The sequence below is a fragment of the Sphingosinicella sp. YJ22 genome (assembly GCF_011320075.1).
Classification (GTDB): domain Bacteria; phylum Pseudomonadota; class Alphaproteobacteria; order Sphingomonadales; family Sphingomonadaceae; genus Allosphingosinicella.
On the sequence record NZ_JAANPA010000006.1, the window covers coordinates 22,451 to 41,897 of the forward strand.

The window sequence follows — 19,447 nt, forward strand, 5'->3', positions numbered from 1 at the left end:
GCGATGTGCCGGGGCGCCGGTGAAGCGCGTCGCAGGAGAAACGACTCCAGGGGGGTGCCGTTCCGCCGCGGCGGGCGGAACGTGGCGGCGCGGCGCCGGCCCGAATTCGCGCCGGGCCTCGGGTCTTTCGCGGGCGGGACCGGGCTGTTCCGGCAGGGGCGGGCCAGGCGCGAAAACAAGCTCAGGACAGGCATTGCAAGGCGGCCAAGCCGTCGCTATCTGGGGCGCCTTCGCGCGGCGGGCAGCCCATGCCCCGCCGGATGAAAAGGCGCGGGGCTGTAGCTCAGATGGGAGAGCGCTGCAATCGCACTGCAGAGGTCAGGGGTTCGATTCCCCTCAGCTCCACCAGCCTTTCTCAAAATGTAATCAACCACTTGATCGACGCGTTGCGCCCGCGAAGGCTCTTCCTCAGGCTTGCTGGTATCGCTCTGGTATCGCAATTCCGTTCCGGATCGGCACTTGAGCCGTGAGAGTGACAGCCGAAGGCGAGAAAACGACAGTCATTTTCGGGTCGAGTCTGACGGATTGCGGACAGGCGGCGGGCGAGCAGGACATCTTTGATGCGCGCATCACCCGCTCGCCTTGCGCCCTGAGCCTGTGCGGCTAGCGCTTCTGATCGATTGCGAGGTGATCACAAAACTAGGTTAGGCCGCCCCGTTCACCTCCCGGCGGTCGGGGAACCGGCGGGGAATGGAGAGCGCCGATCATACAGGACGCCAGTGCTTGTCGGGGCGGCCGAGCGCTGGCCGTATTCGCGCCGGTTGCGACGGCAAGATCGAGATCTACGCTCTGAGCGCGGTTCTGGTCGGAGCCAACGCATTCGACTCTCAGGGGCCCATTACCCGGTTCGGCGAACACAAACACGAGGTTGGGATTACGCGTAAGCCGGGCTGCGGTGGCGTAGCAGGTTGCGCGAATCACTACGCCGACTTGAGCGCAATTGGAGGCGTCCGGCGCCTCCCCCGGGGGAGCAGCGTCAAAATGACCGCCGCGTGCCATGTCGGCGATGAGGTCGCGGATTTTCTCGGCGGTGGCGGAATCTTCGGCGACCACCACCGGAGCAACCGGGACCGGAGGCGGGACCGCCCCGGCGGCGCCTGCGTCCACCAGCATCATCGCGGCGAAAAGCACTTTACCTGGCATCCATTCGATCCTGTTCGCTTGTCTTCTTTGATCGATTTAAGCGCAATGGCATGGCAAGCCGGATCGGCTCGTTCCTAAAATTCGAAGCCGCGCAACGGCTTCCGACGGCAACGCCCGGTCCCTGAATAGCCGGATGGCATGTCCGGAAGGTCGATCACTCGCATCTCAAGCGACGGCAAGGCGACGTCGAAACCGATGCCCGAACCGTCGGCGAGAAATCGGTAGCGCGTGACGACCCGCTCGGCACTGAACGGTCCGGCCTGCGCGACGCTTGGGAAGCTGCCGAAGCGCCGCCCTGGAGTGCAATAGGGACGCGCGTGCGCGCCGGGCCGGCTGAGCGAATCGTAGAGCCTTGCGACGTCGACGGCGCCACCGGCATTGCCGGCAGGCAGGTCATCGATGATGCACGTCGTCAGTGCCGGCGTTTCGACGATGAACAGCACGTTATGACGGTCCGTACCGCTGACCCCGCCGGCTTGCAGTGTCAGGTCGAAGGTGCAGTGGTAGGCATCCACCGCGGCCTCGACAGGCGACGCTAGGCTCACGGTCGCTGAGGCCAGCGCTATTGAAAGTCTCTTCGCCGCTTTCGTCCTCATATTTGCCCCTCACCCTGTTCGACCGCGACTACGGATACCTTATTCTCACGCGACCAATTCGTCTGCGCACACGGCGTTCACCCGCCTTCATCGAGGCTAGCACGCTCGTAGAACTTGTGAGAAGAGGTTAAATGATGCGCTATAACATCGCCCTTGCATTGGTCCTCGTTGTGCTCGCGTACCCGTCCGATGCGACCGGCTGCCCGTCTCCCGCCGGAGTTGTGGCCATCATCCATGACGCGGCGCCCTCGCGTGTCCCCGAAGAGACTTTGGTTCTCGATGTCGTGTTCGAAGACGGCCCCGCGGTCCCGCGGGGGCTTGTCGAAGCCCGTATCAGGCGCGTCGTGCACGGCACGTTTTCGGGTCGGTCAGTGCTGGTCCGCGCTGATCGACCGACCAGCTGTCATTATCCATTCTCAAATGGACGCTCCGGCCTGATCGTCGGTCATCTGCGTGAGATGGACAGCACACAGGTGCTGCACCCGATCTATGTTCCTCGCCGGACGGGATTTCGGCTGCTCAGATAAGGCGCTCGCCCACCTTCAGTACTAGCGAACTAGCCCCAGTGGTCCCATCGTGTCTCAGCAGGCGATGGGTCGCTGAGTTTACGCGCCCATAGCAGTGTTGAAGCTCGCGCGGGGTCCGGCTGCTCAAGGGGTCCTCGCGCACGTATTGGCAAGCGTCCGCCTTTCCGCTCCCGCGCCAGCAGAGCAAATCGCGTCGGCCTCGCGCCTTGCCTTGGCTACCGCTCGACGCGTGGGCTCGCACCTTCTCGAGCTCGTACCGCATGCCGCTGCCAAGGCCAGCAACCTTCAATTTCCGTCTCGAGCGAAAAGCTCAGGAGCGTGCGTATCACTACAATGATTCCGAGAAGACCCACGCTCTCCAACGTTAGCGGGGCCGTGATAGTCCCAATGATGTCGGCGCCAACGAGCAGTTCCAAGCCCAACAATATCCCGCGACCAAGGTTTGCACGATAGCGCTCGTAGGCATTCCGCCAATCCGAGCTGCGCCCCTCGCGCACGAACCAAAGAGTGGCGAGAATTACACCCTTTCGCCGACGTCGCCGCCAAGAGCGGACCGTCGGCTCCCGGCCAAAAGCGGACTTGCCGCGGGCCAGCTGAGTTGGCGTGTCACGAGCGGGGCAGTGAGATCTTCCACCTCTGAGTGCCCACTTTTGTCGTCTGTGGGGCATCATTTTCCGGGTCGAAGCACCGCCGGCGACGCCGAAAAACCAGCCTGACGCCCTTACTGCCCCGAGAACGGGATCGGCGGGACGGCCGGCGCTTGCGGCTGCGGCAGCGGCTGCTGTCCTCTGCGGCCGAAACTGTAGGTCAGCGCAAACTTGACGCGTGGCCCATCCGAGAAATTTCGGTTCCGCGCGAGCACCGAGTTGGACAAGGTGATCGTCTCAAACTCGGTTCCGAAAATGTCGTCGACGGTCAGAACCGACGTCAGCCGGTCGGTGATCGCGTGCGACCAGCTGGCCGAGGCCCGGAAGAAGGCGGCGCGCTCGACCAGGCCGTCGTCATAGGGCCCCGAGAAGGTGGTGCTCAGGGTGACCCGGTCGGCGCCGCGCTGGCTGTCGGTGCCGTCGCGATAGTCGATCACCGCCGTGGCCGAATAGGTGCTGCTTTCCACCGTGCCGACGAAACCGAAACCGTCCCGATCGATACGCCTGTCGATGAGGTTCGCGTTGAAATTGTAGCTCCAGCCGCGGAGCGGGGTGCCCTGAACCGCCAGCGAGACGCCGGTGTCCTGGCGCTCGCCGACATTGATCGGCTGGGTCAGCAGGACGCCGTCGGGGGTGAGCGTCGCGAAGGTGGAGAACAGGTCGTCGGTGCGCCGGTGGAACAGGGTCAGCGATACGGTTTGACGCGCCACCTCGCCGCGCAGCCTGGCTTCGAACGCATCGGTCAGCTCGGGCCGCAGATCGGGGTTGCCGACGAACGCGCTGGTCGCGTCCTGGAAGCGACGCACCGGGCTCAGCTGGGGAATCTGCGGCCAGGCGATGCGGCGGGAATAGCTGAGATTGGCCGTCAGCCACTCCGCGACCCGGCGCTCGTAACTGGCGCTGGGGAAGAGGTGGAACTCGCTCCTCTCCGTGCCGAGAACAGGGTCGATCAGCTCATAGTCGCGATTCTCGCCCCTGAGGCCCGCCAGGACAGTCCCGCCGAACAGAGGAAATTGAAGGCTGCCATAAGCGGCCGTTTCGAAGATCGACCCTTCGATGACCGCGATCGTCGGCGGCAGCGTTCCGCCGAAGGGCAGCTCCCCGCTCTGCTCGGTCCGGCTGAAGTCGTAGCCGTGGTTCAGCGATCCGCCGGTCAGAAGCCGCCAACCCGTCCCGAGCGGCCGGACATAATCGATCTTGAAGTTACGGATCCGTGCGTCGGTATCGACGCTCGACTGGAAAATTCGCCCGTTGAAGTCGGACGCCGACCGGCTGTTCGGGCTGAAGCTGAACTGCTGGATCGAGGCGGTCAGCAATTCCGCCGGACGCCGGCCCTCCGCTCGATATTCGAGCGCGATATTGTTGCCGTTATAATCGAAGCGATTGGTGGTCAGCTGGCTGATCGGAGTGGCGGGGCCTGGGGTGATCAGCAGTTCCGAATCGATGTCGTTGCGCGCCTCGGCCGTGATCAGGCCGCCGGACAGGGTGACCGTCTTCTTGTCGCTCAGCCGGTAGGTGATCTGCGTGTTCGCATTGGCAAAGCGGAAGCGGCCTTCCACCTCCTGCGACTCCAGCGTGTCGGGGATCGAGCTGGCCGGATTGAGGTTGATCCGCTCCCGGATCGCCTCGGTCTCGGTGCCGTTGCGGGTCACGCCCAGATTGGCGGTGATCGTCCAGTTGCCGCTGCTCCACGTCGGCGCGACGCGCGCTTCGTAGCTTCCGTACCGCCCGACGCTGGCGGTCGCCGAGCCGCGCAGGCCGCCGCGGGCGTCGCGGCGCGTGATGATGTTGATGATGCCGCCGGTGCCCGAGGCCGAGAATTGGGCGCTGGGATTGGTCACCACCTCGATTCGGGCGATCTCGGAGCCTTGGAGGTCCCGCAACACGTTGGGATTGGGTGACGGCCGCCCATCGACCAGGACGGTCACGCCGGTTGTTCCGAGCAGGGAGACCGAATTGTCGGGCTGCACCGTCACGGCTGGAATGCGGCCAAGGATATCGAGCGCGTTCGAAGTCCGCGCCTGGGCATTGTCCCGGACGAGGTAGGTTTCGCGGTCGATGGAGGTGCGCTGTTCCGATTGGGCGCGGACCACGATCTCATTCTCCGGCTCCGCCGTTTGACCAGGCGCGGCCTCCTGCGGCTGGACGGCCGGCGTTTCGGGAGCAGGGGCGGGACGGGCGGGTTGCGGCTGCCCTGAGGACGGGGCGGCTGGTGACGGCTGGGCGGACGCGGCCGACACCGGAATGACTGCCGCGGCGGACAACAACAGCAAGTTACGCAAATCAGTTCCTCCCCGATGTTCCGGCGCCAGCCGTCAGTCCCGCCGGGCCAGTGCCCTGCGAGCCGATAGGGCTGGCAGCTTTTTGCAAACGCACCCCCTCGGGCCGGCTGGCCCGTGTATCACTCAGCTAACACAGCGACGCCCGGTGGTCAAAGCCCGTCGTGAAGCCGGCTCCCTCATGCCGCCGGCGACAGCGCAAAGCATGAGCAACAGATGAGCTTTTGATGAAAAGCGACCCATTTGGAGGCGACCAGCCAGGCACCGAAGAGCCGACCGTCTGCTTCCGGCCCATTGCGGACGGACCGCTAGGCGCCCGTTGCGAACGCTCAGGGCGGAAACGGGATTACCCGTAAGTGGACATTCCGCGTCAGCATCTAGCTGATCTCCTCGATCGCGAAGCCGAGGTCGGGCGCGGGAGGAGGAACCGCATTGTGCAGACATTTTTGTCGTCATAATCCCGGTAGCCCCAGTCCCGCCCGGCGGCCTTCGGTACCAACCCGATGTTCTTATAGTGGTGGATCACCCGCACGCTCACATCGGACGCTGTCGAGGCCCATCCAATCTCCATCGGCCTCTTCCTACAGCCGGACGGCGCGCAAGCGCAGGGAATTGCTGATCACCGCGACCGAGCTGAACGCCATCGCTGCGCCGGCGATGACCGGGCTGAGCAGCAATCCGAACGAGGGGTAGAGCACACCGGCCGCGATCGGCACGCCGGCGGCGTTGAACACGAACGAGAAGAACAGGTTCTCGCGAATGTTGCGCATCACGGCGTGACTGAGGCGGCGGGCGCGCACGATGCCGCCCAGATCGCCCCGCACCAGCGTGACTGCCGCGCTTTCCATCGCCACGTCGGTTCCGGTTCCCATCGCAATGCCGACATCGGCCGCGGCGAGCGCCGGTGCATCGTTGATGCCGTCCCCAGCCATGGCGACGCGACGGCCTTGCTTGCGCAGGCGTTCGACGACGGACTGCTTCTGGTCGGGCAGCACGTCCGCCATGACTTCGCCGATGCCCCCGATCTTCCGCGCCACGGCTTCGGCCGTGCGGCGGTTGTCGCCGGTGAGCATGACCAGGTGAACGCCCTCGCGGCGAAGAGCCGCAACCGCCGCGGCGGCGCTTTCCTTCACCGGATCGGCAACCGCGATGACTCCGCCCAGTTTGCCGTCGACGGCAACAAACATCACTCCCTGGCCCTCCGAGCGCCGTTCGTCCGCAGCGGGCGCAAGCAGGGAGGCACCGATGCCGAGATCGGCAAGAAGCGCCGTGTTGCCCAGCGCGACCCGGCGCCCGGCCACGGTTCCGGATACGCCTTTCCCGGTGTGCGACTGGAAGTCCTGCGCCGCCTCGATCTCCACCCCGCGCTCGTGGGCACCTTCGATGATCGCGGCCGCGAGCGGATGTTCGCTGCCGCGCTCGAGCGCCGCTGAGAGTCCGAGCAGTTCGTTCTCCTCGAGACCCGCCGCTGGGATGACAGCGACGAGCCTCGGCTTTCCGAGCGTGAGAGTGCCGGTCTTGTCGACAACCAGAGTGTCGATCTTCTCCATGAGCTCGAGGGCCTCGGCGTTCTTCACCAGCACGCCAGCGGTGGCGCCGCGACCGGTTCCGACCATGATCGACATCGGCGTGGCGAGGCCCAGGGCGCAGGGACAGGCAATGATCAGGACCGCGACCGCGTTGACCAGCGCGTGGCTCATCGCGGGCTCGGGGCCGACCAGAGCCCAGACTATGAAGGCCAGGACGGCTATCGCCACGACGGCCGGAACGAACCAGGCGGAGACCTTGTCGGCAAGCGCCTGGATCGGGGCGCGGGATCTTTGCGCCTCGGCGACCATCCGCACGATCTGGGAAAGCATCGTGTCCTGACCGACCCGCTCCGCCCGCATGAGCAGGCTTCCGGTCCCGTTGATGGTGGCGCCGGTGACTTGCTCCCCCGGGACCTTCTCGACGGGGACCGGCTCGCCGCTGATCATCGACTCGTCGACGGACGAATGGCCCTCGACCACGACACCGTCCACCGGGACTTTCTCCCCGGGACGCACGCGCAGAAGGTTGCCCAGGCGGACGTGTTCGAGCGGGATATCTTCCTCTCTGCCGTCCTCGTGAACCAGCCGGGCCGTCTTCGGCGCGAGCCCGAGCAAGGCTCGAATGGCTCGGCCGGTCGCCGAACGGGCGCGGAGCTCGAGAACCTGGCCGAGCAGGACGAGCGTCGTGATGACGGCGGCGGCTTCGAAATAGACCGGAACCAGACCGCCCATCGTTCGGAACGACGGCGGAAACAGATCGGGCGCCACCGTCGCGATGACGCTGTAAAGATATGCCACGCCGACGCCGAGGCTGATCAGCGTGAACATGTTGAGGCTGCGGTTTCTGATCGACGCCGCGCCGCGCTGGAAGAAGGGCCAGCCGCCCCACAGCACCACCGGAGTAGCTAGACCGAGCTGGACCCACACCGATGTCGTCATCGGCAGCGGGTGCCAATTGAGCAGGTCAGCGCCAAAGGTGAGCACCACGAGGGGTATCGAGAGGACGGCGCTGAGCCAGAACCGCCGGGTCATGTCGATCAGCTCGGGGTTGGGCCCTTCCTCCAGCGTCGGCTCGAGCGGCTCGAGCGCCATGCCGCAGATGGGGCAGGTGCCTGGCCGACCGCGACGGATTTGCGGATGCATGGGACAAGTCCAGATCGTCCCTTGGGGCGGCTCGGCCGGAGCGCCCTGAGCAGGGGTGGCCGTAGCTGGTTCGCTCGACGGAGGCTGCTTCCTCTTCATCCGAGGAACGGCGAAAGGCTCATGACCAGCATGGCGACTGCGGCTGCGGTCATGGTTGCGGTGGCGATCCACCCCAGCGACCTTAGCCCACCGCTCGCTATGAACGGTCCCATGATCTTCCTGCGCGACACGATAAGCATCATGGCGATCATCAGGGGGACGGACACCAGGCCGTTGAGGACCGCGCTCCAGAACAGTGCGCGGATAGGATCGAGCGAAGAATAGTCGACGGCGAGACCCACGCAGACCGCCGCGGCGATGATCGAGTAGAAGCCCCTGGCGTGGCGAACGTCATATTCCAACCCCCACTTCCATCCCAACGCCTCGGAGACGGCATAAGCCGCCGAGCCGGCGAGGACCGGTACCGCGAGAAGACCGGTTCCGACGATTCCGAGGCTGAACAACGCGAAGGCGAATTCACCGGCAATCGGGCGTAGCGCCTCGGCCGCCTCGGCCGAAGTGCGCAGCTCGACTCCGCCCGCGTCGTGGATGGTGACCGCCGTCGAGAGGATGATGAAGAATGCGGTCAGGTTGGCGAAGCCCATTCCCACGAGGGTGTCCCAGCGGATTCGTGCAAGCTGGCGGGGCGCCTCACTGTGATGCCTGATCAGCGGGCCAGTAGACGGGTCGCCTCGGTCATCCTCGACTTCCTGGGACGCCTGCCAGAACAGGAGATAGGGGCTGATCGTCGTTCCGAAGACCGCGACGACGGTCGTCGCGGCATCCCGAGTCACCGCGAGATGCGGCGCGATGGTCCGAAGCGCCACCTCGCCCCAGTCGATCCGCACCGTCAGCACCACCCCGACATAGGCGAAGAGCGCGAGCGTGAGGAACTTAAGGAAATGCACGTAGCGGTGGTAAGGGACGAGCAACTGCAGGGCGATCGAAGCCCCTGCGAAGAACAGCGTGAACGGATGTTCGTTGAGCCCCGTGACGAGCGCTGCCGACGCCCCCATTGCGGCGAGATCCGCGCCGATGTTGATGATGTTGGCAATGAGCAGCAGACTAACGAGGATCGCGACCGCCCATTGAGGGAATGCGCGCTTCATGTTCGCCGCTAGACCCTTGCCGGTGACCCGGCCGATCCTGGCGCTGAGCATCTGCATCGTCGACATCAGCGGATAGAGGACGGGCATCGTCCAGAGCATGTCGAGCCCGAACCCGGCTCCCGCCTGCGAATAGGCCGCGATGCCGCTGGGGTCGTCGTCGGCCGCCCCGGTGATCAATCCGGGGCCCAGCCGCTCGAAGCGCACGGCGGGGCGGGCGCTTCGCCGAAGCCTCGCCTTGCGTCGGGCGCCTTGTGCGACCGGGCTATCCATTCAGACTAGGCGCGCGGCAGCCGGGTCTTGCCGCCTTGCCCGCCGTCTCGGGTTTGGCAAACGCTGGCTCCCGCGCCGCGACCAATTCGTCGTCAAGCTGATTGGATCTCGATGCGCTGCCGCTTCGTCTCGGCGTCGGCCTTCCTGGGAACGAGGATTTCAAGAACGCCGTGGCGAATCTTGGCCTTTACGCCCTTTTCGTCGCTGCCCGGGGGCAGCTCGATGCGCCGCTCGAACGAGCCATATGACCGCTCGGAATAGGAATAGCCCTTTTCCTCCTCCTCCCGACGTTCCTTCTTCTCGCCGGATAGGAATATCGAGCCGTCATGGACGTGCATTTCGATGTCGGTCGCATCCATGCCGGGCACCTCGATCGACACTTTGAAGGCCTTTTTCGTCTCGGTCATCTCGACCGCCGGGACCAGCATGCCCGCGGGCAGGTCGAGCCTGACCGACGGCCAGCGGGTCGGGAATTCATCGAAGAGCCGTTCAACCTCGCCCCGCAAACGGGCCAGCGGTTCGATGAAGGTCTCGGTGAAGCTCGGGATATTCCGGCGTGCCAAAGGCCGGTCGAGCATTTCATCTTGTCGCGTCATTCGACCCTCCACTTTCTTCGGAGGCCTTCAGAATGCGCAGGCGGGCCAGGGATCGCTATAAGTGTTAGCGCGTAGGTCGCCCGACCTTGGCGCGTCGAAAGAGCAGGGCCACGGTTCCGGCGAACTACGTATCTCGGGGTGCGCGTTGGGCTGAGTATCTTCGGGCGCAGCAGCCGTCGCGGCTGCGGTCACGAAGGAGCGATCCGGGTGCGTTCAATCGACCAGCGAACGTCACTCCACCCGCTCCGTGCGAAGCGGCTGGGCCTGGAGACGCAGCATGAGGCGATCGTCTTCATGCACGCGCGATGTCCGGTCGCTCGCTCCGAAGGCTTCACTGCCCGAGCGCAGGTCGAACTGACCGCCGGCAGCCGCTCGGCTCTGGCGACGCTCTACGAGGTGACCGACGACGTCATAGCGGTCGACGAGGTCGGCCTTTCCGAGACTGTCTGGCACCGGCTCGGCGCGACGGAAGGCGCCGAGATCAAGGTGAAGCATCCCCAGCCACTGGTTTCCATGAGCGACGTACGCGCCAAGGTGTACGGACATCGGCTGGACGCACCGCGGCTGCGGCGGATCATCCAGGATATCGTCGCCGAGCGATATTCCGACGTGCAGCTTGCCGCGTTCGTCACCGCCTTCTCGAGCCAGCCGACGAATCTCACCGAAGTGGCCGGTCTGACAGGTGCGATGGTGGACGCCGGCGACAGGTTGGCCTGGTCGGGAAAGCCCATCGTGGACAAGCACTGCGTGGGTGGGCTGCCCGCCAATCGCACGACACCGATCATCGTCGCCATTGTCGCCGCGGCGGGGCTGATCATCCCCAAGACGTCGTCCCGCGCCATCACGTCACCGGCTGGCACGGCAGATGTGATGGAGACGATGACGGGGGTGGCTCTGGATATTCCGGAAATGCGTCGGGTCGTCGAGAGGGAAGGGGGCTGCCTGGTCTGGGGCGGGAGCGTCCGTCTAAGTCCTGCCGACGATATCCTGATCCGGGTCGAGCGAGCCCTCGATCTCGACAGCACGGCGCAGTTGGTCGCCTCGGTCCTGTCGAAGAAGATCGCGGCCGGGTCGACGCACGTTCTGATCGACCTGCCGGTCGGGCCAACCGCGAAGGTCAGGACGCACAAGGACGCGACCGAACTTGGCAGCTATCTCACTGCGGTCGGCGCCGAGTTCGGGCTGGACGTCCGGGCGGTGCTGACAGACGGCCGTCAGCCGGTTGGTATCGGTCTCGGGCCGGCACTGGAGGCGCGCGACGTGCTGGCAGTGCTGAGGGGCGATCGGGCCGCTCCGACGGATCTGTCGGAGCGTGCGCTCCAGCTCGCCGGTGCGACGCTCGAACTCGGCGGTGCGTCGCCGCCGGGCGCGGGCATCAGGGACGCGGCGGCGATCCTCAACGATGGGCGCGCGCTGACCAAGTTCATGGCCATATGCGAGGCACAGGGGGGATTTCGGGAGCCTCCGGCCGCGCCGCTTCAGCACGTCATAAGATCGGATATCGCCGGCAAGGTTGCCCGCATCGACAACAGGCTGCTTGCCCGGATCGCGAAGCTGGCAGGGGCGCCGCAATCGCCCTCGGCCGGCCTGGAGCTGCACGTGAAACTCGGGTCTGTCGTCGAGAAGGGGCAGGAGCTGATGACCCTGCATGGTGAGAGCCGGGGTGAGCTGGAATATGCGCTCGATTATGCCGGCTCCAATCCCTGCGTGATCCACACGAGCGCCTCGTGAGACGAGTTCTCTTCGCGCTGAACGCCGCCGAAGGGCTCGCGGGCCGCCTTGCATCCCTGCTCGACTGCGAACTCGGGACGGTCGAACGCCGCCAGTTTCCGGATGGCGAGAGCTACATCCGATTATCGACCCCGGTCGCGAACCGTCACGTCCTCGTGCTCTGCTCCCTCGACTGTCCCGACACCAAGGCGCTTCCTCTACTCTTCGTGGCTGACGCGGCGCGTCAGCAGGGTGCCGAAAGCGTCGGGCTCATCGCACCCTATCTCGCGTACATGCGGCAGGACAAAGCGTTCTCGCCGGGCGAGGCGGTCACTTCGCGGACCTTCGCGGGCCTGATCGATAGCCAGTTCGATTGGCTGGTCACCGTGGATCCGCACCTTCATCGCTATCCAAACCTTGGCGCGCTCTATTCGCGCCCGGCGCTCGCAACGAGTGCGGCCGAGCCGGTCGCCGATTGGATCCGGACAAATGTTGAGCGGCCCGTAGTGATCGGGCCGGATGAGGAGAGCGCGCAGTGGGTCGAGCGCATCGCAACCTTGATCGATGTTCCTTGGAGGGTGTTCCGCAAGGAAAGGCGCGGTGACTTCGACGTCAGCCTCAGCGCCGCAGTCGTTGATCTCGCCGAGGAAGCGACTCCAGTGCTTGTCGACGACATCGCATCCAGCGCGCGGACGATGATCGAAGCGGTGCGGACCCTCAGGAACGCCGGGCGGCGCGCACCCTATTGCGTCGTGGTGCACGCCATTTTCGCCGGAGACGCCTTCGAACAACTCCAACTCATGGAGCCGGCGGGTGTCGCCAGCACCAATGCCGTCGCGCACGAAACGAATCTGATCGACATCTCAGGGCCTCTTGCCGCTGCCGTAAAGGAGATGCTCGCTGGGTGGCGGGCAACAGTCGATCTAAGCGCGGAGCGGAAGCGCGAATGACCGGGTCTTGCTAAGGCAAACCCAAGCTGTTCTGCGTCAATCCGGGGTCAGGCTTGATCAGGCTCGAAGCGCCGCCAAAGCGTCGCCGGCGTGCCCACCGCCCGGCCAGGCCTGAGACAAAGACCCGCCGCGCCGGAAGAGGAACGTCGCGCCATCGGTCTCCGCGCTTCTCTCCTTTGCTGGAAGGAGGGCTTCGAACCGCGTCCATGCCTCCCCCTCCGCATCGCGCAGGAGGGTGACCTGCGCGCTGCCAATGCTGTGCACGAGCCCTTCCGTTTGGCTCGGCACGATGCCGAGCAGCCACGCCCCGCACGCTTCGAATTCGGAGGCCCGCTTCAAGTAACTCTCGATCTCCGTGGAGGCACCCCTTCTGTCAGCGGGGCAGAAGAAGACGACCAGTTCGTGGCCGACGAAGTCGGCGGGGTTGATCTCGCCCCCATCCACGCCAGGCAGGAGGACGTTGGGAATGCCGAAACAGACGGTGCTCGGAGTCATTCTGAGTCTCCTGCACTGGCGGCCCGCGGGTTGCTGAACGCTCATCAACCTAGATGAGCGGTCACGGGGGTCATTAGGTGATTTACCTGATGGCTAGCGGCGCGGCCTGCCGCCGGGCGTGACTGCCGGCGCTTCCGTCCCCAGGAGCAGCAACTGGAAGAGGGCAAATCCACTCTCGTCCGTGACGGTCAGGCACCATTCCGCACGATCCCAGAAGGCGTCCGCCTCGTTGCACAACGCCTCGCCCGTGAAGCGCACGGCCTCGCACTTGGCGATATTCAGGTGCGGGAGATCCAGGGAGAATGAGGGGTTTGAAGGAAACTCGGTTTCGCCCGGCCGATCTCATCTAAGGGAAATCACGCATGGCTTCGCGCCGACGGAGACTGCAACCGTCCTCCAGCAAAGTGCTCGTTCGGGGGGTGTCCGATGTTGCGCAACTATGAAGCGGTGCTCGACCGGTTCCAAGTGGCGGTAATTTTCTGCCTTTCGCTGATTGTCACGGCATGTGAGACCCCCTCGCCACGCCCATCGGCGCAACACCGCTCCACTGAAGGGTTCAACTACGCACAGGCCTCCTGCGGGAGCTGCCACGGCGTGGGTCGTTCAGCGAGGTGGCCGAATTCGAACGCCCCACCGTTCGAGGTCATCGTCAACCGGGAAGGCCTGACAGCGGAGACGCTGTCATTCTGGTTACGCGGCGCTCACAACTATCCCCGGGAGATGGACTTCTATCTCGGCGACCGCGAGGTCGAGGCGCTGGTCGTTTACATGCTCACCCTGAGGGACCCGAACTATCGGCGCCCTCCAGATTAAACGTGTCGTGATCGAAGCGTCTTTGGCCCCGCCAAGCCGTCACGTCACGAGGCCGAACGCATCCCGGAGTAGCGCTCCGACGGCAAAGGCCAGCATTGCAGCGGCACTGCCCACAGCGAGCGTCTGGACACCCGAAACGAGCCGCGAGCCGCCGACGACGGCGCCTTTGAATAGGCCCAAAATGAAGAAGGTCGCGCCTGCCAGGACAGTGCTTCGTGTGAACAGCAGCTCGGACGGGCCGCCCAGAATGAACGGGAGGAGCGGTATGAACCCGCACAGGCTGAAGGCGACGAACGTCACGACGCCCGCCCGTAGCGGCTTCGCGCTGATCTCGCTGAGCCGCAATTCCTCCTGCATCATCGTGTCGACCCAGACGCGCCGGTCCGAGGAAATCACCGCGACGATGCGGTCGAGTTCCGGCGGCTCGAAACCTTTGCGAGAGAAGATTTCCCGAATTTCGGCCCGCTCGCCCTCAGGACAGGCATGTGTCTGCCAATCCTCGTCAGCGCGGGCGCGCCTCACTTCCTGCTGACGGCTGCGCGTTCCAAGATAGTTGCTGACCGCCATGCTGAAGCCGTCGGCGGCCAGGTTTGCCAGGCCGAGAACGATGACGGTCATGATCGGGAGCCTTGCGCCTGCGCTGCCCGCGACGACTGCGAAGGTCGTGACGACGCCGTCCACGCCCCCAAGCACGAAATCCCCGATCGCTCCCTCGCCTTTAGGTCGGGAAATGCGCTCGCGGATTCGCGCGGGGCGATGCTCTTCCTCGAGATCGCGACATTCCGTGGCGGCCGGGGAAATCATTCCCGCACCACGAGAACGGAGCAGGCGGCGTGCCGCACCACGCTCGCGGCATTCGCGCCAATCAGATAATCGCGCATTGCCGGCCGGTGCGAGGCAAGCACGATGAGATCGGCATCCGTTTCCTCGGCGAGATCGATGATGCCTCGATAGATGCTGCCTTCCGCGACCTTCTTCTCGATTTCCAGGCCGGGCGCGATCTCATCAGCCAGCAGCATCAGCCGCGCCCGTGCGCGCTCGATGAGTTCGCGCAGCTGGATCGCGGTCCATTCCGCCTGCATTGCCGTCACGGTCCAGGGAACCACGGTCGCGATCGTCAGCCGGGCATCAAAGCACTTGGCGAGAGCCAGCGCCACCGGCGCTGCCTTGGCCCAGGAGCTCGGCTCGTCGAGGTCGACCGGAAGCAGGATGTGACGGTAGATGTTCGATGGAATTGCAGTGGCCATGGCGCCCTTCTGAACTGCGTGATCGCGCCTGCCTCTCCGTAATTTCCCGGATCGCCCGCTGTCCCCGGAGCATTACGTAGTGCGCCCCACAGGATCCTGTCGGAAAGCCACGGCCGTTCCTGAGGAGGTCGTACTCGGATGCGGCACGCGCTGATCATCTCGGCCGATGCGGACCTGGCGAGCGTCATCGAGGATCGTCTGCTGGCGCTTGGTTTCCGCGCGTTCGAGCGTAGCTGGACTGAAGACGATGCGGTCGATGCGGCGCGGCAGCGGCCCCCCGACCTGATCGTCGTCGGCGATTGCATTGAGGTCGGATCGCCCCTTCAGGCGGCTGGGCGCATCAATGGAGAGCAGCCTGACATTCCCGTCCTGCTCGCCACGACGTGCCTTCCGAAAGTCTTGGGAGAACTGCCCCAGGGCGCGAGTTTGAGCGGGCCTTATTCGCCCGATCAGGCGGCGGTGGCAGTGAAACGGAGCCTCATTCGCCTCGTCGCGGGCGGCTGAGCGAGCTCCGCAAAGCGTGGCGCGAGGCCGCCACCGACGCCTTCGTGACCTCCGCCACGATCACGATCAAAAACGCAGCGCCGAGGCATGAGGCCAGCACACCCTGGTCGATCGGCCCGGTGCCGAGGACGGACTGGAGCGGGGGCAATGTCATCGCGCCGATCTGAAGCGCAATGGCCGCGCCGACGCCGAGGAGAAGCCACGGATTGCTCGTGAGCGGCTCGCGCCAGAACGGCCTCCGCTCGCTGCGCATGACGAGGACATAGACATTCTGGAACAGCACCGTGAGAAACAGGACGCCGTTGCGTGCCTCGTCGATCGTGTGCCCTCGCCCGATCAGCTCGTCCATGAGAAGCAGCGCGACTACGGTCATGGTCAGGGCGGGCGGCAACAACAGCGCGATGGCCGATCGGTCGACGATCGGTTCGCGCGGCGAACGCGGCGGGCGTTGCAGTTCATCGCCTTCGCCGCGGCCGAAGCCGAGCATCACATCCTGCGCCCCGTTGGTTACCAGGTTGGACCAAAGTAACTGCACCGGTGTCAGCGGCATTGGCAGCCCGACCGCCAAAGCGCCGAGGAACATGAAGATTTCCGCGACTCCAGTGGCGAGCAGGAAGATCACGATCTTGCGAATGTTGGCGTAGGTGATCCGCCCTTCCTCGACGCCCGCCACGATGGACGCGAAGTTGTCGTCCGCCAGGATCAGGTCCGACGCGCCGCGTGCGACGTCGGTGCCTCCCTTGCCCATGGCGACGCCGACAGCGGCCGCCTGAAGGGCCGGTGCGTCATTCACCCCGTCACCCGTGACCGCGACCAGCTCGCCAGCGGCGCCCAGAGTGGTGACGATCGCCAGCTTCTGGACCGGATCGATCCGCGCAAAGATTTGGCCGTCCCGGATCCTGGAGGCGCGCTCCTCCGGGAGGTCGGCGAGCGCATCCAGCATCGCTCCTGTGACCACAGTCTCGGCGCCGGCCGACAGTCCGATCTGGTTGGCGATATTAAGGGCTGTGGCCGGGTGGTCGCCTGTTATCATGCGAACCGAGATGCCGGCCTCGGCGCATGAAGCGACGGCCGCGGGCACTTCCGGCCGCACCGGATCGACCAGCGCCACGAACCCGAGAAGCTCAAGGCCGTGAAGCGCACGCTCGGCAGGCTCGCCATCGCCTAGCCTGCGGCTGGCGAGCGCAATCATTCGATAGCCGGAGGCTGCGAGGGCGTCCGCATGGGCGAGCGCAGTCCCGTCCTCGCCCTTGCACATTGGCAGGACGGTTTCCGGGGCGCCTTTGACGATCAGCGCGACCGCATCGCCCTCCGTTCGTGCAACCGCCGCGAAACGCCGAACCGGCTCGTACGGCAGCTGCCAGGCCCGCGGCTCGCGAAGTGCGCAGCGAAGCTCGATGCCGAGCTCACTCGCGAAGTGGAGCAGTGCGGTATCGACGCTGTCCCCGCTCAGGCCACCCTCGGGCGTGACCTGGGCCTCGTTGCACGAAACGGCGGCATTGCCGATCGCTGCGAGCTGGTCCGAACGCGCCTCTATCGCCCACTCATGGCGCGGGATCAGCTTTCCGTCCGGCAGCAGCACCGTCTCGACCGACAAGCGGTTCTGGGTCAGCGTGCCGGTCTTGTCGGTCGCGATGAGGGTGCAGGCACCGAGCCCCTCCACGGCCGGCAACGAGCGCACGATCACATTGCGGAACGCCATTCGCCGCGTCGCGGCAGCGAGAGCGACGGTCACGGCGATCGGAAGGCCTTCCGGGATCGCTGAAACGGCGAGTGCGACGCTGAGCAGCAGGATCTGCTCGACCCTCTCTCCCTGCAGCGTGAGCAAGGCCGCGAGGATGGCGATCAACAGCATGACGCCCAACGCGATCTGCCGTGCCAGCCTGTCGAGGCGAGTGATCAGTGGCGGTGGCGCGGAGGGCGCTGCGCGCAACGACGCATCGATCCGTCCGAGTTCGGTCTTGCTCCCGGTCGCGACGACAAGGCCACTGCCCCTGCCTTGAGCGACCATGGTTCCCGCGTGGAGCATGGTCTGACGGTCGCCGACCCCGGCATTCTCCGGCACTCGGGCGAGGCTGCTCTTGGCGACGGGCAGGGACTCGCCCGTTAGGGATGCCTCGCTGACCATCAGGCCGCTGTCGCTCATCAGGCGCAGGTCGGCAGGAACGGCCATTCCGCTTTCGAGCTCGACGACGTCGCCGAACACCAGCTCCGCGGCGTCGATCACGGCGACCTGTCCGCCTCGCCTTACCCGAGCTTCGTGCCGGATGAGCTCTTGCAGCGCAGCCATGCTCGTTTCGGCGCGCCGCTCCTGAGCGGTACCGATCGCTGCGTTGAGGAGCAGGACGATGCCGATGAACAGCGCGTCGGTGCGATCGCCGATCAGCAACGAAACGATCGTCGCGGCGAGCAGCAGGTAGATGAGCGGGCTGCGGAACTGGCGCAGGAACAGGTGCACGAGGCTTGGCCGCCGAGCTTCAGGAAGCGTGTTGGGGCCGAGTTCGGCCAGCCGCCGCGCCGACTCCTCAGGTGCCAGTCCCTCCGGCGAGGAGTTGGCAACGCCCAGGCACTGCTCGGCGCTCATCGCATGCCACGCGGCTGTCCTAGCGTCGGAGCCCTGTTTCCACCGCTGCATCGGCCCTGCCTGTGCCGCCGCCGGATCCCGAACCATAAGTAAGGTCACCTAGCGACGGCGGGGTTTTCGCGGGGGCATGTTTTCCGTTGGAACGACGGAGAGACCAATGCCTGAGAAGATGAAGGCTGCAATCTTCCTGGAGCCCGGCCGCATCGTCCTCGGCGAGAAGCCGATCCCCGACGTGGGCCCGCTCGACGCGCTGATCCGCGTCACCACGACCACGATCTGCGGCACCGACGTGCACATCCTGAAAGGGGAATATCCGGTCGCTTCCGGCCTCACCGTCGGTCACGAGCCCGTCGGCATTATCGAGAAGCTCGGCTCTGCGGTCAGGGGCTATGAGGAGGGTCAGCGCGTCATCGCCGGGGCGATCACTCCGTCAGGCTGGTCGAATGCGTCGCTCGCCGGGTGTCACGCCCAGTGCGGGGCGGGCACGAGGCACGGCTGGAAGGCGATCGGCGGCTGGCGGTTCGGCAACACGATCGACGGAGCCCAGGCCGAATATCTGCTCGTCCCTGATGCCATGGCCAATCTCGCGCCGGTGCCGGAGGGTCTCACCGACGAACAGGTGCTCATGTGCCCCGACATCATGTCGACCGGTTTCGGCGGCGCGGAGGCCGGTCGAATCCGCATTGGCGACACCGTGGCGATATTCGCGCAAGGCCCGATCGGTCTCTGCGCGACCGCGGGCGCCCGGCTGATGGGCGCCTCGACCATCATCGGCGTCGAGGCCGTGCCGGAACGCGCCGAGATCGCCCGGCGCATGGGTGCTGACCATGTGATCGATTTTACAAAGTCCGATCCGGTGGACGAAATCATGCGGATCACCGATGGTCGAGGCGTCGACGTCGCGATCGAGGCGCTCGGCCGCCAGGAGACCTTCGAGGCCGCGCTGAGCGTCCTTCGGCCGGCCGGGACATTGTCCTCGCTCGGTGTCTATTCAGCCGACCTCAAGATCCCGCTCGAGGCGTTCGCGGCGGGGCTGGGCGATCACAAGATCGTGACCACGCTCTGCCCGGGCGGGAAGGAACGGATGCGCCGGCTGATGGCTGTGGTCGCATCGGGCCGGATCGATACCGCGCCCCTCGTCACCCACCGGTTCTCGCTCGACGACATCGAAACGGCCTACGACCTGTTCGCGCATCAAAGGGACGGTGTGCTGAAAGTGGCGATCCACCCATAGCTCACGGGTTGCTTTCGCCCTGGCATGCCGGA

General features: G+C 65.5%; 17 protein-coding genes and 1 tRNA gene. 8 read left to right on the forward strand and 10 right to left on the reverse strand.

The window, feature by feature from the left end; all coding sequences use genetic code 11:
* Positions 1 to 272: 272 nt before the first annotated feature.
* Both G7B71_RS03620 and G7B71_RS03625 read left to right on the forward strand, forming a co-directional pair.
* A tRNA-Ala gene (locus G7B71_RS03620) sits at positions 273 to 348 on the forward strand.
* A gap of 633 nt (positions 349 to 981) precedes the next feature.
* Positions 982 to 1,221, forward strand: a complete 240-nt coding sequence (locus tag G7B71_RS03625; RefSeq protein WP_166037965.1) for a hypothetical protein — start codon at positions 982 to 984, stop codon at positions 1,219 to 1,221.
* Here the strand turns inward: G7B71_RS03625 and G7B71_RS03630 are convergent.
* Complete coding sequence (locus G7B71_RS03630) at positions 1,218 to 1,658, reverse strand: hypothetical protein (protein ID WP_166037967.1); 441 nt, start codon at positions 1,656 to 1,658, stop codon at positions 1,218 to 1,220. The two genes, G7B71_RS03625 and G7B71_RS03630, sit on opposite strands and share 4 nt — an antisense overlap.
* A gap of 212 nt (positions 1,659 to 1,870) precedes the next feature.
* Between G7B71_RS03630 and G7B71_RS03635 the strand changes: the two genes are divergently transcribed.
* Entirely contained in the window at positions 1,871 to 2,266 is a 396-nt protein-coding gene (locus G7B71_RS03635) for a hypothetical protein (RefSeq protein WP_166037969.1), read from the forward strand.
* 215 nt (positions 2,267 to 2,481) lie between these two features.
* Here G7B71_RS03635 and G7B71_RS03640 read toward each other — a convergent pair whose 3' ends face one another.
* The 5 genes from G7B71_RS03640 to G7B71_RS03665 form a co-directional block, all read right to left on the reverse strand.
* Complete coding sequence (locus tag G7B71_RS03640; RefSeq protein WP_347708439.1) at positions 2,482 to 2,937, reverse strand: DUF1622 domain-containing protein; 456 nt, start codon at positions 2,935 to 2,937, stop codon at positions 2,482 to 2,484.
* A gap of 50 nt (positions 2,938 to 2,987) precedes the next feature.
* Positions 2,988 to 5,006, reverse strand: a complete 2,019-nt coding sequence (locus G7B71_RS03645) for an outer membrane beta-barrel family protein (protein WP_166037971.1) — start codon at positions 5,004 to 5,006, stop codon at positions 2,988 to 2,990.
* 767 nt (positions 5,007 to 5,773) lie between these two features.
* Positions 5,774 to 7,963, reverse strand: a complete 2,190-nt coding sequence (locus G7B71_RS03655) for a copper-translocating P-type ATPase (RefSeq protein ID WP_166038097.1) — start codon at positions 7,961 to 7,963, stop codon at positions 5,774 to 5,776.
* Positions 7,960 to 9,282, reverse strand: a complete 1,323-nt coding sequence (locus tag G7B71_RS03660) for a divalent metal cation transporter (protein ID WP_166037975.1) — start codon at positions 9,280 to 9,282, stop codon at positions 7,960 to 7,962. Before G7B71_RS03660 ends, G7B71_RS03655 begins: the two co-directional genes overlap by 4 nt.
* Positions 9,283 to 9,374: 92 nt before the next feature.
* On the reverse strand, positions 9,375 to 9,860 hold the full coding sequence (locus G7B71_RS03665) for an Hsp20/alpha crystallin family protein (RefSeq protein WP_166037977.1): 486 nt from the start codon (positions 9,858 to 9,860) through the stop codon (positions 9,375 to 9,377).
* A 225-nt stretch (positions 9,861 to 10,085) separates the two neighbouring features.
* Here G7B71_RS03665 and G7B71_RS03670 point away from each other — a divergent pair, with 225 nt between their 5' ends.
* Together G7B71_RS03670 and G7B71_RS03675 are read left to right on the forward strand one after the other, a co-directional pair.
* A complete protein-coding gene (locus G7B71_RS03670; protein ID WP_279338390.1) occupies positions 10,086 to 11,609 on the forward strand; it encodes a thymidine phosphorylase family protein in 1,524 nt (507 codons plus the stop codon).
* Positions 11,606 to 12,538: a ribose-phosphate pyrophosphokinase gene (locus tag G7B71_RS03675; RefSeq protein WP_243406083.1), complete on the forward strand. Its 933-nt coding sequence runs from the start codon at positions 11,606 to 11,608 to the stop codon at positions 12,536 to 12,538. Before G7B71_RS03670 ends, G7B71_RS03675 begins: the two co-directional genes overlap by 4 nt.
* A gap of 57 nt (positions 12,539 to 12,595) precedes the next feature.
* Here the strand turns inward: G7B71_RS03675 and G7B71_RS03680 are convergent, their stop codons facing one another.
* Positions 12,596 to 13,033: a redoxin domain-containing protein gene (locus G7B71_RS03680; protein WP_166037979.1), complete on the reverse strand. Its 438-nt coding sequence runs from the start codon at positions 13,031 to 13,033 to the stop codon at positions 12,596 to 12,598.
* Between the two features lie 426 nt (positions 13,034 to 13,459).
* Here G7B71_RS03680 and G7B71_RS03685 point away from each other — a divergent pair, with 426 nt between their 5' ends.
* On the forward strand, positions 13,460 to 13,846 hold the full coding sequence (locus G7B71_RS03685; RefSeq protein WP_243406084.1) for a cytochrome c: 387 nt from the start codon (positions 13,460 to 13,462) through the stop codon (positions 13,844 to 13,846).
* 39 nt (positions 13,847 to 13,885) lie between these two features.
* On the opposite strand, the gene G7B71_RS03690 is transcribed toward G7B71_RS03685, so the two are convergent.
* Together G7B71_RS03690 and G7B71_RS03695 are read right to left on the reverse strand one after the other, a co-directional pair.
* On the reverse strand, positions 13,886 to 14,650 hold the full coding sequence (locus tag G7B71_RS03690; RefSeq protein WP_166037981.1) for a VIT1/CCC1 transporter family protein: 765 nt from the start codon (positions 14,648 to 14,650) through the stop codon (positions 13,886 to 13,888).
* A complete protein-coding gene (locus tag G7B71_RS03695; RefSeq protein WP_166037983.1) occupies positions 14,647 to 15,093 on the reverse strand; it encodes a universal stress protein in 447 nt (148 codons plus the stop codon). Before G7B71_RS03695 ends, G7B71_RS03690 begins: the two co-directional genes overlap by 4 nt.
* Positions 15,094 to 15,231: 138 nt before the next feature.
* Between G7B71_RS03695 and G7B71_RS03700 the strand changes: the two genes are divergently transcribed.
* Positions 15,232 to 15,597, forward strand: a complete 366-nt coding sequence (locus G7B71_RS03700; protein WP_166037985.1) for a hypothetical protein — start codon at positions 15,232 to 15,234, stop codon at positions 15,595 to 15,597.
* Here G7B71_RS03700 and G7B71_RS03705 read toward each other — a convergent pair.
* Positions 15,572 to 18,181: an HAD-IC family P-type ATPase gene (locus G7B71_RS03705; protein WP_166037987.1), complete on the reverse strand. Its 2,610-nt coding sequence runs from the start codon at positions 18,179 to 18,181 to the stop codon at positions 15,572 to 15,574. The two genes, G7B71_RS03700 and G7B71_RS03705, sit on opposite strands and share 26 nt — an antisense overlap.
* A gap of 157 nt (positions 18,182 to 18,338) precedes the next feature.
* On the opposite strand from G7B71_RS03705, the gene G7B71_RS03710 reads away from it, so the two are divergent.
* On the forward strand, positions 18,339 to 19,415 hold the full coding sequence (locus G7B71_RS03710) for an NAD(P)-dependent alcohol dehydrogenase (protein ID WP_166037989.1): 1,077 nt from the start codon (positions 18,339 to 18,341) through the stop codon (positions 19,413 to 19,415).
* The last annotated feature ends 32 nt before the right edge of the window (positions 19,416 to 19,447 follow it).

Coding starts and splice junctions, on each gene's coding strand:
- G7B71_RS03695 (WP_166037983.1), bottom strand. CDS start 15,093: ATGGCCACTGCAATTCCATCGAACATCTACCGTCACATCCTGCTTCCG.
- G7B71_RS03700 (WP_166037985.1), top strand. CDS start 15,232: ATGCGGCACGCGCTGATCATCTCGGCCGATGCGGACCTGGCGAGCGTC.
- G7B71_RS03685 (WP_243406084.1), top strand. CDS start 13,460: ATGTTGCGCAACTATGAAGCGGTGCTCGACCGGTTCCAAGTGGCGGTA.
- G7B71_RS03660 (WP_166037975.1), bottom strand. CDS start 9,282: ATGGATAGCCCGGTCGCACAAGGCGCCCGACGCAAGGCGAGGCTTCGG.
- G7B71_RS03705 (WP_166037987.1), bottom strand. CDS start 18,181: ATGAGCGCCGAGCAGTGCCTGGGCGTTGCCAACTCCTCGCCGGAGGGA.
- G7B71_RS03625 (WP_166037965.1), top strand. CDS start 982: ATGACCGCCGCGTGCCATGTCGGCGATGAGGTCGCGGATTTTCTCGGC.
- G7B71_RS03635 (WP_166037969.1), top strand. CDS start 1,871: ATGATGCGCTATAACATCGCCCTTGCATTGGTCCTCGTTGTGCTCGCG.
- G7B71_RS03680 (WP_166037979.1), bottom strand. CDS start 13,033: ATGACTCCGAGCACCGTCTGTTTCGGCATTCCCAACGTCCTCCTGCCT.
- G7B71_RS03640 (WP_347708439.1), bottom strand. CDS start 2,937: ATGATGCCCCACAGACGACAAAAGTGGGCACTCAGAGGTGGAAGATCT.
- G7B71_RS03665 (WP_166037977.1), bottom strand. CDS start 9,860: ATGCTCGACCGGCCTTTGGCACGCCGGAATATCCCGAGCTTCACCGAG.
- G7B71_RS03710 (WP_166037989.1), top strand. CDS start 18,339: ATGCCTGAGAAGATGAAGGCTGCAATCTTCCTGGAGCCCGGCCGCATC.
- G7B71_RS03690 (WP_166037981.1), bottom strand. CDS start 14,650: ATGATTTCCCCGGCCGCCACGGAATGTCGCGATCTCGAGGAAGAGCAT.
- G7B71_RS03655 (WP_166038097.1), bottom strand. CDS start 7,963: ATGAAGAGGAAGCAGCCTCCGTCGAGCGAACCAGCTACGGCCACCCCT.